Consider the following 11,461-nt stretch of genomic DNA (forward strand, 5'->3'; position numbering starts at 1 on the left):
CTGTAGGCGCTCCCTGCGGGAGCATCGGTGCGGTGCCGGGCACCGCGCCGTAAAAAAGTGAACTAGCCTCGGCACCACTGTGCTGGGTCGGTAGGACGACCCTGCTGACGGATGGCGAAGTACAAACCTGCGCTGTCCTGCCCACCGCTGTCACCCACGGTGGATATGGCCTCGCCGGCCTTGACGATGTCGCCGGCGCTCTTGAGCAGGCTTTGATTGTGGCCGTACAAGCTCAGATAACCATTGCCATGGTCCAGAATGACCAGAAGTCCGGCGCCACGCAACCAGTCGGCGAACACCACGCGCCCGCCATGCACGGCGCGGACCTGGGTGCCGGGGCTGGCGCTGATCATCACGCCGTCCCACTTGGCCCGGGCATCGCTGCCTCGGGCATCGCCGAAGCGTGCAAGCAATCGACCATTGACCGGCCATGGAAGTTTTCCCCGTGCGGCGGAAAATGCACCGCCATAGCTTGCGCCATCGCTGGACACCATCGGGCCCAGGGTGGTGCGGGCCTTTTTCGCAGGCTCGGCATCGTCGCGCTCGCGGGCGGCGGCCAGGGCCTCCTGCTGACGGCGCTTTTCCGCTTCCTGCTGGGCCAGCAGGGCTTTCTTGCGCGCCTCCTCGGCCTCGCGGGCCTGGCGAGCCAAGGTTTCCTCGATGGTCTTGAGCACCTTGGCCAGGTCGGCCTGGTCCTGCTCGCGGGCCTGCAGTTTCTGGTCGCGGTCCTTCATGTCGCTGTTGAGCTTGGCCAGCACTTGCTGACGCTTGCTGCGCTCAGCCTCCAGGGCCTGGCGCTGGGTATCGAGGTCGGCGCGCTGGGTGAGCAATTGTTCCTGCTGGCGAGCGATGTCCTGTTCGACATTGGCCAGTTGGCGCAGGGTTTCGTTGAAGGCGCGCAGTTGCTCCATGCGTGCCTTGCTCAGGTAGTCGTAGTAGGTCAGGGTGCGCGCGAACTTCTCCGGGTTCTGCTGGTTGAGCAGCAGCTTGAGGTACTCCTCGCGACCGTTCTGGTAGGCCGAACGGGCCTGGATGGCAATCAGTCGCTGTTGTTCAGTGCGGGCGCTCTGGAGTTTTTTTTTCTCGGTATCAAGGCGCTCCAGCTCGCCCTCGGTCTTTTTTAGTTCTTGCTGCAGAGCCTCCACCTGCTTTTCGAGGTTGCCGATGTCGGTCTCGGTGCTCTTGAGGTCTTTTTGCACGCCTGATTTTTCTTCCTGGAGCTTGCCCAGCATCTTCTTGAGCTCGGCGATGTCCTGGCGGGTGGCGTCCAGTTGTTGCTGGGTCTGTGCGCGCTCGTCGGCGAAGGCCGGGCTGAGCAGGCAAGACAGGGCGAGGAGGATCAGGGCGCGAAGCATGAGGTTGGGCGTACCAAGGATGGAGACTGGCCTAGTATGCCCGCGCAAGCCTGCAAAAAAAACGCCTCACTGCCGGTGCAGAGAGGCGTTTGTCTGGAATTCATGTGCCAGGGGGCCGCAAAGCAGCCCCTGGGTGTCGATCAGGCATCGACCAGAATCGAGGTGCCGGTCATCTCCACCGGCTTTTCCAGCCCCAGCAGCTTCAGCATGGTCGGCGCCACGTCAGCCAGGACGCCGCCTTCGCGGACCTTGACGTTGCGCTTGCCGACATAGATGAACGGTACCGGCTCGGTGGTGTGGGCGGTGTGCGCCTGGCCTGTGCACTCGTCTTCCATTTGCTCGACGTTGCCGTGGTCGGCGGTGATCAGCGCCTCGCCGCCGACTTTATCCAGAGCCTCGACAATGCGCCCGACACAGCCGTCCAGTGCCTCGACCGCCTTGACCGCTGCTTCGAACACGCCGGTGTGACCGACCATGTCGCCGTTCGCGTAGTTGACCACGATCACGTCATAGCGCTGCTGCTCGATGGCTTCGACGATACGGTCGGTGACCTCGGGGGCGCTCATCTCCGGTTGCAGGTCGTAGGTGGCGACCTTCGGCGAAGGGATCAGGATGCGTTCTTCGCCTTCGAACGGCTCTTCGCGGCCGCCCGAGAAGAAGAAGGTCACATGGGCGTATTTCTCGGTCTCGGCGATGCGCAGCTGGGTCTTGCCCTGTTTCGCCAGATACTCGCCCAGTACGTTGTTCAGGCTGGCCGGGGCGAAGGCGGCGGGTGCCGGGATTTTGGCCGAGTACTGCGTCAGGCCGATGTAGGCGGCCAGTTTCGGCAGGCGGGCGCGAGGGAATTCGTTGAAGTCCGGCTCCACGAACACCCGGGACAGCTCGCGGGCGCGGTCGGCACGGAAGTTCATGAAGATCACGGCATCGCCATCTTCGACCTTGACCGCTTCGCCGATACGCGTGGCCTTGACGAACTCGTCGCTTTCGTCACGGGCGTAGGCGGCTTCCAGGCCAGCAACGGCGCTGTCTGCGGTGTACTCGGCAACGCTGTCGACGATCAGGTTGTAGGCGGCGCTGACGCGGTCCCAGCGGTTGTCACGGTCCATCGCGTAGTAGCGGCCGATCAGGCTGGCGATACGGCCCTTGCCGAGCTTGGCGAAAGTGGCGTCGAGCAGCTCGATGGAGGTCTGCGCGCTACGCGGCGGAGTGTCACGGCCGTCCAGGAAGGCATGCAGGTAGATTTTTTCAGCGCCACGTCGAGCGGCCAGTTCGGCCATGGCGATCAGGTGGTCCTGGTGGCTGTGCACGCCGCCGTCGGAGAGCAGGCCGAGGATGTGCACCGCCTTGCCGGCACCGGCAGCCTTGTCCACGGCGCCAGTGAGTACGGGGTTTTCGAAGAACTCGCCGTCGCGGATGGCTTTGGTGACGCGGGTGAAGTCCTGGTACACGACACGGCCAGCGCCGAGGTTCATGTGACCGACTTCGGAGTTGCCCATCTGCCCGTCCGGCAGGCCGACGTCCATCCCGGAACCGGAAATCAGACCATGCGGCTGACTGGCGCGCAGGCGGTCGTAGACCGGGGTGTTGGCGGCATAGATGGCATTGTATTCGGGGCTTTCGCTATGACCGAAGCCATCCAGGATGATCAGGACCAGGGGTTTGGGCGTGCTCGTCATCAATCAAACTCACGGTTGTTCAAAGATGATAAAGACACGCATTTTAGGGCAAATGCGCCATCAACGGCGAATAATCGTCCCGTTGCCCGACCGGCGCGGCGATGGTGCGGGATGAAAGTGCCTTCGCCGCCGGCCCGTCGGGCTTTGGTGGTCATAAGCGGCTGTGTATACTGGCCGGCATTTTCAATCGCGTGGAACACCCCAGATGGTTGCTAACCTGATTCAATTTGCGACAAACCACTACATCCTGGTGGCGATCTTCGTTGTCTTGCTGGTCGCCCTGTTGGTCAACGAAATCCGTCGTGGCGGGCAGAGCCTGAGCAACGGCCAGTTGACCGCACTGGTCAACGCCGAAAAAGGTCTGGTCATCGACATTCGTCCGGCCAAGGAATACTCCACCGGTCACATCGTCGGCGCGCTGAACATCCCCCAGGACAAACTGGTCAACCGCATGACCGAGCTGGAAAAGCACAAGGCCAAGACCCTGATCGTCGTCGATGCAATGGGCCAACAGTCCGGCACCATCTGCCGCGAGTTGCTCAAAGCTGGTTACACAGCCGCCAAGCTCAGCGGTGGCGTTTCCAGCTGGAAAGCCGATAACCTGCCCCTGGTGAAGTGATATGAAGCCCGTCATCGTCTATTCCAGCGACTACTGCCCCTACTGCATGCGCGCCAAGTACCTGCTCGAGAGCAAAGGCGTGGAGTTCGAGGAAATCAAGGTCGACGGCAAGCCGCAGGTACGCGCCGAGATGAGCCAGAAGGCCGGCCGTACTTCGGTGCCGCAGATCTGGATCGGCAGCACCCACGTCGGTGGATGCGATGACCTCTACGCCCTGGAGCGTGCCGGCAAGCTCGACGCGCTGCTGGCGGCCTGATTTGCATTGCATTCAAAAACATTAGGATAAGGATCTGCCATGACTGACCAACAGACCAACGGCGCAGCAGAAGACAACAGCCCTCAGTTCTCCATGCAGCGCATCTATGTGCGTGACCTGTCGTTCGAGGCCCCGAAAAGCCCGCAGATCTTCCGCCAGCAGTGGGAGCCGAGTGTTGCCCTGGACCTGAACACCAAGCAGAAGGCACTGGAAGGCGACTTCCACGAAGTGGTGCTGACCCTGTCGGTTACCGTGAAGAACGGCGAAGAAGTGGCCTTCATCGCTGAAGTCCAGCAGGCCGGCATCTTCCTGATCAAGAACCTGGATGCGGCGTCCATGAGCCACACCCTGGGCGCTTTCTGCCCGAACATCCTGTTCCCTTATGCCCGTGAGACCCTGGACAGCCTGGTCACCCGCGGTTCGTTCCCGGCGCTGATGCTGTCGCCGGTCAACTTCGACGCCCTGTACGCTCAAGAAATGCAGCGTATGCAGGAAGCCGGTGAAGTGACCGTGCAGTAATCGCTGCCCACGAAAAAGGCGACTTCGGTCGCCTTTTTTTATATTCGCGTGCCGTGCTGATCGCCGGCAAGCCGGCGCCTGCAGGGACTGCGATGGTTTTCCGAACGCCGTAGGTGGTCGATCAACTCCCGGCAAACCCGTTTTGTCGCCACGCCTCGTACACCGTCACCGCCACGGTATTGGACAGGTTCAGGCTGCGGCACCCAGGCCGCATCGGCAGGCGCAGGCGTTGTTCGGCTGGCAGGCTGTCCAGCACCTCGGCCGGTAGCCCACGGCTCTCGGGCCCGAACAGGAACGCATCGCCCGGCTGGTAGGCCACTTCGTGAAAGGGGTGCGAGCCTTTGGTGGTGAAGGCGAACAAGCGGGGATTGCCGAGGCTCTCCAGGCATCCGGCCAGGCTCTCGTGGCGTTTGAGCGTGGCATACTCGTGGTAATCCAGCCCCGCCCGGCGCAGGCGCTTGTCATCGAGCTCGAAGCTGATGGGTTCGATCAGGTGCAGGTCGCAACCGCTGTTGGCACAGAGGCGAATGATGTTGCCGGTATTCGGCGGAATTTCTGGTTGAAAAAGGATGACGTGAAACATGCACGGCTCCAAGCGTGAAGATGGCGAGCATTCTACCCCTGAACCGGACCTGCGTTCGAAAGGCTTCCCACGGGTGATGCTCTCGTTGGCGATCATCGGTCTGATGGTCGGCCTGATGATCGGTAAGTTGACCACCCCTGACCAGCGTGTGCTGGAGCAGGTGGAGGTGGTGCAGGACGGGCTGGACCTGTGGTTCAACGAAGAACCCAAGCTGCATGGCGAGAACGTGGAGGGAACGGTCGCGGTGCTTTTCGAGGCTGAGGGCAAAGCCCAGCGAGGCCAGTTGAGCCTTCAGGGCAAGCCAGTGGGCTGGCGTTTACAGAAGCGTGATGAAGGGCTGCTGCTGACCCTGGTAGCCGCGCGTCCCCTGCACGGCGAGTGGGCCGGTGCAGAGGACGCCGGACGTTGGCGCGTGCAGGTGAGGCTGCACGAATAAAAGAGGGGATTCCCGGCCTGCCTGTACCGAGGTCCCCGAAGGGTGATGCTACGGCATGTAAAAGAGGGGATGTCTCGGCCTGCCTGTACCAAGGTCCCCGAAGGGTGGAGCTACCGCGTGTAAAAGAGGGGATGTCTCGGCCTGCCTGTACCAAGGTCCCCGAAGGGTGGAGCTACCGCGTGTAAAAGAGGGGATGTCTCGGCCTGCCTGTACCAAGGTCCCCGAAGGGTGGAGCTACTGCGTGTAAAAGAGGGGATGTCTCGGCCTGCCTGTACCAAGGTCCCCAAAACTGGAGCGACTGCGAATAAAAGAGGGGTTCACCCGGCCTGCCTGTACCGAGGCCCCCGAAACTGTAGGTACAGGTCTTATTGCAGATGGCGTGCCAGTTTTGAAATACCCGGAAACAGGCGGGTTTAGGGTGATTTGGCCGACTTTTGAGGGGGTTTGTGCCTTAGCAAGGTGCAGCGGGCACAGGATCGGTGCAGGAAGCCTTACCGAGTTCAGTCAAGGGCGCTTGGGTTTTAGTGTCGATATCGGCATTTGCCATCCATCGAAACGGAGATGAATCATGAGCGAAGACAAGCAGCCCACCACCGTGGAGCAGGCGATGAAGATCCTGGATGATCTGTCCCAGCTGGGGAAAGTCGAAGAGATCGGGAAGGGCGGCCAGCAGTCGCTGGCGCTTCTGGTCGATAAGCTCCTGGGTGTCCGTGGGGCCTTCGACAAGTGGCGGGCCAAAGCCCAAGCAGAGTAATTGATCCAAATGCTGGTCGCCCTACACCACTGGCCTGCCAGATTGGCCGGTGGTGCAGGGCAGCGACGGGTTTGAGGATTGGGACTTAACCTTCCTCGTCTCCATCGTCATCCGCGGCATCGACATTCATGCCCAGTTCCTTGATCTTGCGGGTCAGCGTGTTGCGACCCCAGCCCAGCAACACCGCGGCATCCCGGCGACGGCCAGCAGTGTGCTTGAGCGCTGTCTCGATCATGATCCGCTCGAAACTGGGCACCGCGCTGTCGAGCAAGTTCGACTGCCCGCGTGCCAGTGCCTGGTCGGCCCACTGACGCAGGGCCTGCTCCCAGTTGGTCACCGGGGCGGCGTCCTGAGGCAGGTTGAGCAGTTCAGGGGGCAGGTCGCCAATCAGCACTTCGCGGCTGGATGCCATCACCGTGATCCAGCGGCAGGTATTTTCCAGCTGGCGCACGTTGCCCGGCCACGGCAGGTTACGGATGAACTCCTCGGTCTCAGGCTTCAGCAGCTTCGGCTCGACCGCCAGCTCCTGGGCCGCGCGGCCGAGGAAATGACGAGCCAGGGCCGGAATATCTTCACGACGGTCCGCCAGGCGCGGAATGTGGATACGGATCACATTCAGGCGGTGGAACAGGTCTTCACGGAACTTGCCAGCCTGTACCAGGGATTCGAGGTTCTGGTGCGTCGCGGCGATGATGCGCACATCGACCTTCACCGGAATATGGCCGCCGACCCGATAGAATTCGCCATCGGCCAGGACCCGCAGGAGACGGGTCTGGGTGTCGGCGGGCATGTCGCCGATCTCGTCGAGGAACAGCGTGCCACCGTCGGCTTGCTCGAAGCGGCCACGGCGCAGGTTGGCCGCACCGGTAAATGCGCCTTTCTCGTGGCCGAACAGTTCCGATTCCATCAGATCCTTGGGAATGGCCGCCATGTTCAAAGCGATGAACGGCGATGCCGCTCGCGGACTGTGGCGGTGCAGGGCGTGGGCCACCAACTCCTTGCCGGTACCGGATTCGCCGTTGATCAGTACGGTGATGTTGGAGTGGCTGAGGCGGCCGATGGCGCGGAATACCTCCTGCATGGCCGGCGCTTCGCCGATGATTTCCGGCGTGCGCGCCAGGCTTTGCGGAACATCCAGTCCCTGCTGCTCCTGTGCGTGCTGGTTGGCCCGCTTGACCAGCGAGACCGCCTCGTCCACGTCGAACGGCTTGGGCAGGTACTCGAAGGCGCCGCCCTGGTAGGACGCCACTGCGCTGTCCAGGTCCGAGTGGGCCGTCATGATGATGACCGGCAGGCGTGGGTGCTGCTCGCGGATCTGTGCCAGCAGGTCGAGGCCGCTGGCACCCGGCATGCGGATGTCAGAGATGATCACATCCGGTTGCTGGCGGGCCAGCCGGCTCATCACGCCATCGGCGCTGTCGAAGCTCTGGGTGGCCATGCCTTCCTGTTGTAGGGCTTTTTCCAGGACCCAGCGAATGGAACGATCATCGTCGACGATCCATACGGTTTCACTTCGGCTCATGAGGCAGTGGCTCCTTGTTCCAGGGGCAGGAAGATCGAGAAAGCGGTATGGCCGGCATGGCTTTCGCACTCGATCAGGCCCTGGTGCTGGCTGATGATGTTCTGGGTGATGGCCAGGCCCAGCCCGGTACCGTCCGGGCGTCCACTGACCATGGGATAGAAGAGGGTGTCCTGCAGTTCCGCCGGAATGCCTGGGCCGTTGTCGATGATCTCGACCCGGGCGACCAGGCGGTGGCGCACATGGCCGATGGTGAACTGACGCACCGCACGGCTGCGCAGGGTGATGCGGCCAAGGCGCAGTTCGTTCTGCGAGCTGATCGCCTGCATGGCGTTGCGCACGATGTTGAGCACCGCCTGGATCATCTGCTCGCGGTCGATCAGTACGTCTGGCAGGCTAGGGTCGTAGTCACGCACCAAAGTGATGCAACCCTGGCTTTCGGCCTCCACCAAGCTGCAGACCCGCTCCAGGACCTCATGGATGTTGGTCATGGCCAATGACGGCAGCTTGTTCGAGCCGAGCATCCGGTCGACCAGATTACGCAGGCGATCGGCCTCTTCGATGATTACGTTGGTGTAGTCGCGCAGTCCGTCATCGGGCAGTTCGCGCGATAGCAACTGCGCCGCGCCGCGAATGCCGCCAAGGGGGTTCTTGATTTCATGGGCCAGGCCGCGCACCAGCATCTTGGTGGTTTCCTGCTTGCTCAGCTGGGCTTCTTCCTTGGTGATGCGCAGCAGTCGGTCACGCGGGTGCACCTCCAGCAGCAGCAAGGTATTGCCCAGGTGCAGGATTGGCGTGACGGCATAATCGACGGTGATGGTCTGGCCGGTCAGCGACGTCAGTTGCGCCTCGCGCTTGGTGAACGGGTGTGCCTGTTCCACCGCCTGGCGCAGCGAATTGAGCGCTTCGGTCGATTCGGTGAACAGCTCGCTGATGAACTGCCCGTGGCTGCGCTGACCGCTGACTGCCAGAAGCATTTCGGCAGCCGGGTTCATGTACTCCAGACGCAGCTCCGAATTGAGCAGGAGCGTGGCCGTGGTCAGGTTGTCCAGAAGCAGACGGTGCTGTGCATCGCTGATGGTCATAAGGCGTCGGTGACCTCTTTTTGCGCTGGCGTATCCTTGGCCGTGCCAGGGATGGGGGCGCTATGGATCCGCTGATGCCAGGAAAATGCAAGAAACAAACCAAAGCTCCGAAAAGAAGCGGTATTTCGTGACAAAGTCCCGAAATTGCGCTTATTCGGATCAAAAAGCGGTGGTTTAACGTTTCAAGTGACCTTTTTTGGGCTGCAGCGTGGGGCGTCGATCATTGTTGCGCACCAATATAGAGCATAGCGATGGTCAGGACTTCACGCACAGCTGCGCCGTGGCTCGGACCAGCGCTATGTGCCGTAGCGGATCATTGGTGCGTTGTTGCAGTGCGCTAGCCAGCTTTTTCGGGCAGTCACGCATGTCGAGCAGGTCAAAACGGCGGAGCTCGTCCAGCAAAGTCGCTTGAAGCGTGTCCAGCCGTGGGCGAAGTTCGTGCACGAGGTCGCGGGATGTGCTGGTGGGCTGACTGCCCAGGGCATTCCAACGATCGATCAGCGTGTATTGAACGAGCTTGTTGGCTTCGATCTGGTCGCTGAAGAATGCCGCTGCGCGAGGTGGATCGAGGTCGTAGTCGGGCGCATCCTGGCAGACCTTGGCCAGGACTTGCTGCTCGCGTTCAGGGGCTTGGACCGGTAGCGTGAGTTTCCATTTGTGCGTCGCGACCGAAACAGCAAGGTCCAGGCGGTGTTCGATGGCGGTGAGCAACGGGTCGAATTCGGGCTGGGTGGGCGGGGTTGCGCGGCAGCCGTTAAGGGGCAAGGCCAAGCACATCATGGCGGGGATAAGGCGCATGTTGATCTCCTTTTCGTGGAGACCTGAGTGTGGCCAGTCTGCGGGCTTTCATTTGTAGGAAGCTGCTGATAGGTCTGTGCGTAAACAAAAACGGCCTTCGTATGAAGGCCGTTTCTGGTGATTCAATCAGCGCAGCGCGCCGATGTCATCAAACGCTGTAGTACAGGTCGTATTCCAGCGGGTGAACGAAGGTACGGACCTTGATCTCTTCTTCCGATTTCAGCTCGATGTAGGCATCGATGAAGTCGTCGGAGAACACGCCGCCCTTGGTCAGGAACGCACGGCCCTTGTCCAGCTCTTCCAGAGCTTCCTTCAGGCTGCCGCAAACCTGCGGGATTTCCTTGGCCTCTTCAGGCGGCAGGTCGTACAGGTTCTTGTCGGCTGCATCGCCTGGGTGGATCTTGTTCTGGATACCATCCAGACCAGCCATCAGCAGGGCGGCGAAGCACAGGTACGGGTTGGCAGCTGGGTCCGGGAAGCGCGCTTCGATACGGCGGGCTTTCGGGCTGGAAACGTAAGGGATACGGATCGAGGCCGAACGGTTACGGGCCGAGTAGGCCAGCATGACCGGCGCTTCGAAGCCAGGTACCAGACGCTTGTAGGAGTTGGTCGCCGGGTTGGTGAAGCCGTTCAGGGCCTTACCGTGCTTGATGATACCGCCGATGAAGTACAGGGCGGTGTCGGACAGGCCGGCATAGCCTTCGCCCGAGAAGGTGTTCTTGCCGTCTTTGGAGATCGACATGTGAACGTGCATGCCCGAGCCGTTGTCGCCGTACAGCGGCTTCGGCATGAAGGTAGCGGTCTTGCCGTAGGCATCGGCAACGTTGTGCACGCAGTACTTCAGGGTCTGAACTTCGTCAGCCTTGGTGACCAGGGTGTTGAAGCGCACACCGATTTCGTTCTGGCCGGCAGTGGCCACTTCGTGGTGGTGAACTTCGACGACCAGGCCCATTTCTTCCATGGCGTTGCACATGGCGGTACGGATTTCGTGGTCGTGGTCGCACGGCGGAACCGGGAAGTAGCCGCCTTTCACGGCAGGGCGGTGGCCCTTGTTGCCGCCTTCGACGTCCTGATCGGTCATCCAGGAGCCTTGCTCGGAGTAGATCTTGAACATCGAGCCCGAGATGTCGGACTTGAACTTCACCTGGTCGAAGATGAAGAACTCAGGCTCCGGGCCTACCAGTACGGTGTCACCGATACCGGTCGACTTCAGGAATTCTTCGGCACGCTTGGCGATGGCGCGTGGGTCGCGGTCGTAGCCTTGCATGGTGGACGGCTCGATCACGTCGCAGACCAGGATCAGGGTCGGCTCTTCGGTGAACGGGTCCAGGACGGCGGAGGAGTCGTCCGGCAGCAGGATCATGTCGGAAGCTTCGATGCCTTTCCAGCCTTCGATCGACGAGCCGTCGAACATCTTGCCAGCTTCGAAGAAGTCGTCATCCAGCGCGTCGCGAGCGGGCATGGTGACGTGGTGCTGCTTGCCTTTGGTGTCCGTGAAACGCAGATCAATCCACTTGACGTCATGATCTTTGATGAGTTGAACCGACTTCGACATGTTGTCCTCCGGATGGTCTAGGGCGCTTAGCCGCTGCCCTGGAAAAAGGGTGTCGCCGGGCGCGCATAGTCGGCCAAGCTTACCTGCCTCACAAGAGAGCAAATTGCATGCCAGTGCCCAAAAATGGCGAGGGCGGGATAAAAGGGGGCGTTTACGGGCATCTGGCCGGCGTCTGGCGTACAAAAGTGCATCTTTTGAGGGCGCTTTATGGTGCTCGTGCACCAAATATGTGCGTGTCGTGGTTTTTGTGGTGCGCCTGAGGTCGCACCGCCCGCGCGGCGCATCGCGAGCAAGGCTCGCTCCTAC

12 protein-coding genes are annotated in these 11,461 nt (G+C 61.4%); 5 read left to right on the plus strand and 7 right to left on the minus strand.

Annotated elements, in window-relative coordinates; genetic code table 11:
• Positions 1–62: 62 nt before the first annotated feature.
• Together P3R38_RS01770 and gpmI are read right to left on the minus strand one after the other, a co-directional pair.
• Positions 63–1,355, minus strand: a complete 1,293-nt coding sequence (locus P3R38_RS01770; protein WP_027907925.1) for a murein hydrolase activator EnvC — start codon at positions 1,353–1,355, stop codon at positions 63–65.
• A 140-nt stretch (positions 1,356–1,495) separates the two neighbouring features.
• The gene (gene gpmI, locus P3R38_RS01775) at positions 1,496–3,031 is read right to left on the minus strand and encodes a 2,3-bisphosphoglycerate-independent phosphoglycerate mutase (RefSeq protein ID WP_023378269.1); all 1,536 of its coding nucleotides are present in this window, start codon (positions 3,029–3,031) and stop codon (positions 1,496–1,498) included.
• A 205-nt stretch (positions 3,032–3,236) separates the two neighbouring features.
• Between gpmI and P3R38_RS01780 the strand changes: the two genes are divergently transcribed.
• The 3 genes from P3R38_RS01780 to secB are packed head-to-tail and all read left to right on the plus strand — an operon-like array spanning position 3,237 to position 4,425.
• Positions 3,237–3,650 (plus strand): rhodanese-like domain-containing protein, encoded by a 414-nt coding sequence (locus P3R38_RS01780; RefSeq protein ID WP_023378270.1) that lies wholly within the window; start codon positions 3,237–3,239, stop codon positions 3,648–3,650.
• Between the two features lies 1 nt (position 3,651).
• Positions 3,652–3,906 (plus strand): glutaredoxin 3, encoded by a 255-nt coding sequence (gene grxC, locus P3R38_RS01785; protein WP_023378271.1) that lies wholly within the window; start codon positions 3,652–3,654, stop codon positions 3,904–3,906.
• A 39-nt stretch (positions 3,907–3,945) separates the two neighbouring features.
• Positions 3,946–4,425: a protein-export chaperone SecB gene (gene secB / locus P3R38_RS01790; protein ID WP_027907926.1), complete on the plus strand. Its 480-nt coding sequence runs from the start codon at positions 3,946–3,948 to the stop codon at positions 4,423–4,425.
• A 121-nt stretch (positions 4,426–4,546) separates the two neighbouring features.
• On the opposite strand, the gene trmL is transcribed toward secB, so the two are convergent.
• Entirely contained in the window at positions 4,547–5,008 is a 462-nt protein-coding gene (gene trmL, locus P3R38_RS01795; RefSeq protein WP_013974580.1) for a tRNA (uridine(34)/cytosine(34)/5-carboxymethylaminomethyluridine(34)-2'-O)-methyltransferase TrmL, read from the minus strand.
• On the opposite strand from trmL, the gene P3R38_RS01800 reads away from it, so the two are divergent.
• Complete coding sequence (locus P3R38_RS01800; RefSeq protein ID WP_104882271.1) at positions 5,007–5,444, plus strand: hypothetical protein; 438 nt, start codon at positions 5,007–5,009, stop codon at positions 5,442–5,444. The genes trmL and P3R38_RS01800 overlap by 2 nt on opposite strands.
• Before the next feature lie 568 nt (positions 5,445–6,012).
• On the plus strand, positions 6,013–6,198 hold the full coding sequence (locus P3R38_RS01805) for a hypothetical protein (RefSeq protein WP_023378274.1): 186 nt from the start codon (positions 6,013–6,015) through the stop codon (positions 6,196–6,198).
• 85 nt (positions 6,199–6,283) lie between these two features.
• Here the strand turns inward: P3R38_RS01805 and ntrC are convergent, their stop codons facing one another.
• The 4 genes from ntrC to glnA all read right to left on the minus strand — a co-directional run bounded on the left by ntrC (position 6,284) and on the right by glnA (position 11,155).
• Positions 6,284–7,720 (minus strand): nitrogen regulation protein NR(I), encoded by a 1,437-nt coding sequence (gene ntrC, locus P3R38_RS01810; protein WP_023378275.1) that lies wholly within the window; start codon positions 7,718–7,720, stop codon positions 6,284–6,286.
• Complete coding sequence (gene glnL / locus P3R38_RS01815; protein ID WP_023378276.1) at positions 7,717–8,802, minus strand: nitrogen regulation protein NR(II); 1,086 nt, start codon at positions 8,800–8,802, stop codon at positions 7,717–7,719. The genes ntrC and glnL overlap by 4 nt, the downstream gene beginning before the upstream one ends.
• Positions 8,803–9,057: 255 nt before the next feature.
• Entirely contained in the window at positions 9,058–9,600 is a 543-nt protein-coding gene (locus tag P3R38_RS01820) for a chorismate mutase (protein WP_023378278.1), read from the minus strand.
• A gap of 148 nt (positions 9,601–9,748) precedes the next feature.
• Complete coding sequence (gene glnA / locus P3R38_RS01825) at positions 9,749–11,155, minus strand: glutamate--ammonia ligase (protein WP_023378279.1); 1,407 nt, start codon at positions 11,153–11,155, stop codon at positions 9,749–9,751.
• Between the last annotated feature and the right edge of the window lie 306 nt (positions 11,156–11,461).

Source organism: Pseudomonas sp. NyZ480, from assembly GCF_029537255.1.
Classification (GTDB): Bacteria; Pseudomonadota; Gammaproteobacteria; order Pseudomonadales; family Pseudomonadaceae; genus Aquipseudomonas; species Aquipseudomonas taiwanensis.

Bases quoted from the DNA above. Each gene is read 5' to 3' on its own strand.
- secB (WP_027907926.1), top strand. From the start codon at position 3,946: ATGACTGACCAACAGACCAACGGCGCAGCAGAAGACAACAGCCCTCAG.
- P3R38_RS01800 (WP_104882271.1), top strand. From the start codon at position 5,007: ATGCACGGCTCCAAGCGTGAAGATGGCGAGCATTCTACCCCTGAACCG.
- glnL (WP_023378276.1), bottom strand. From the start codon at position 8,802: ATGACCATCAGCGATGCACAGCACCGTCTGCTTCTGGACAACCTGACC.
- P3R38_RS01805 (WP_023378274.1), top strand. From the start codon at position 6,013: ATGAGCGAAGACAAGCAGCCCACCACCGTGGAGCAGGCGATGAAGATC.
- gpmI (WP_023378269.1), bottom strand. From the start codon at position 3,031: ATGACGAGCACGCCCAAACCCCTGGTCCTGATCATCCTGGATGGCTTC.
- glnA (WP_023378279.1), bottom strand. From the start codon at position 11,155: ATGTCGAAGTCGGTTCAACTCATCAAAGATCATGACGTCAAGTGGATT.
- P3R38_RS01780 (WP_023378270.1), top strand. From the start codon at position 3,237: ATGGTTGCTAACCTGATTCAATTTGCGACAAACCACTACATCCTGGTG.
- grxC (WP_023378271.1), top strand. From the start codon at position 3,652: ATGAAGCCCGTCATCGTCTATTCCAGCGACTACTGCCCCTACTGCATG.
- P3R38_RS01820 (WP_023378278.1), bottom strand. From the start codon at position 9,600: ATGCGCCTTATCCCCGCCATGATGTGCTTGGCCTTGCCCCTTAACGGC.
- ntrC (WP_023378275.1), bottom strand. From the start codon at position 7,720: ATGAGCCGAAGTGAAACCGTATGGATCGTCGACGATGATCGTTCCATT.
- P3R38_RS01770 (WP_027907925.1), bottom strand. From the start codon at position 1,355: ATGCTTCGCGCCCTGATCCTCCTCGCCCTGTCTTGCCTGCTCAGCCCG.
- trmL (WP_013974580.1), bottom strand. From the start codon at position 5,008: ATGTTTCACGTCATCCTTTTTCAACCAGAAATTCCGCCGAATACCGGC.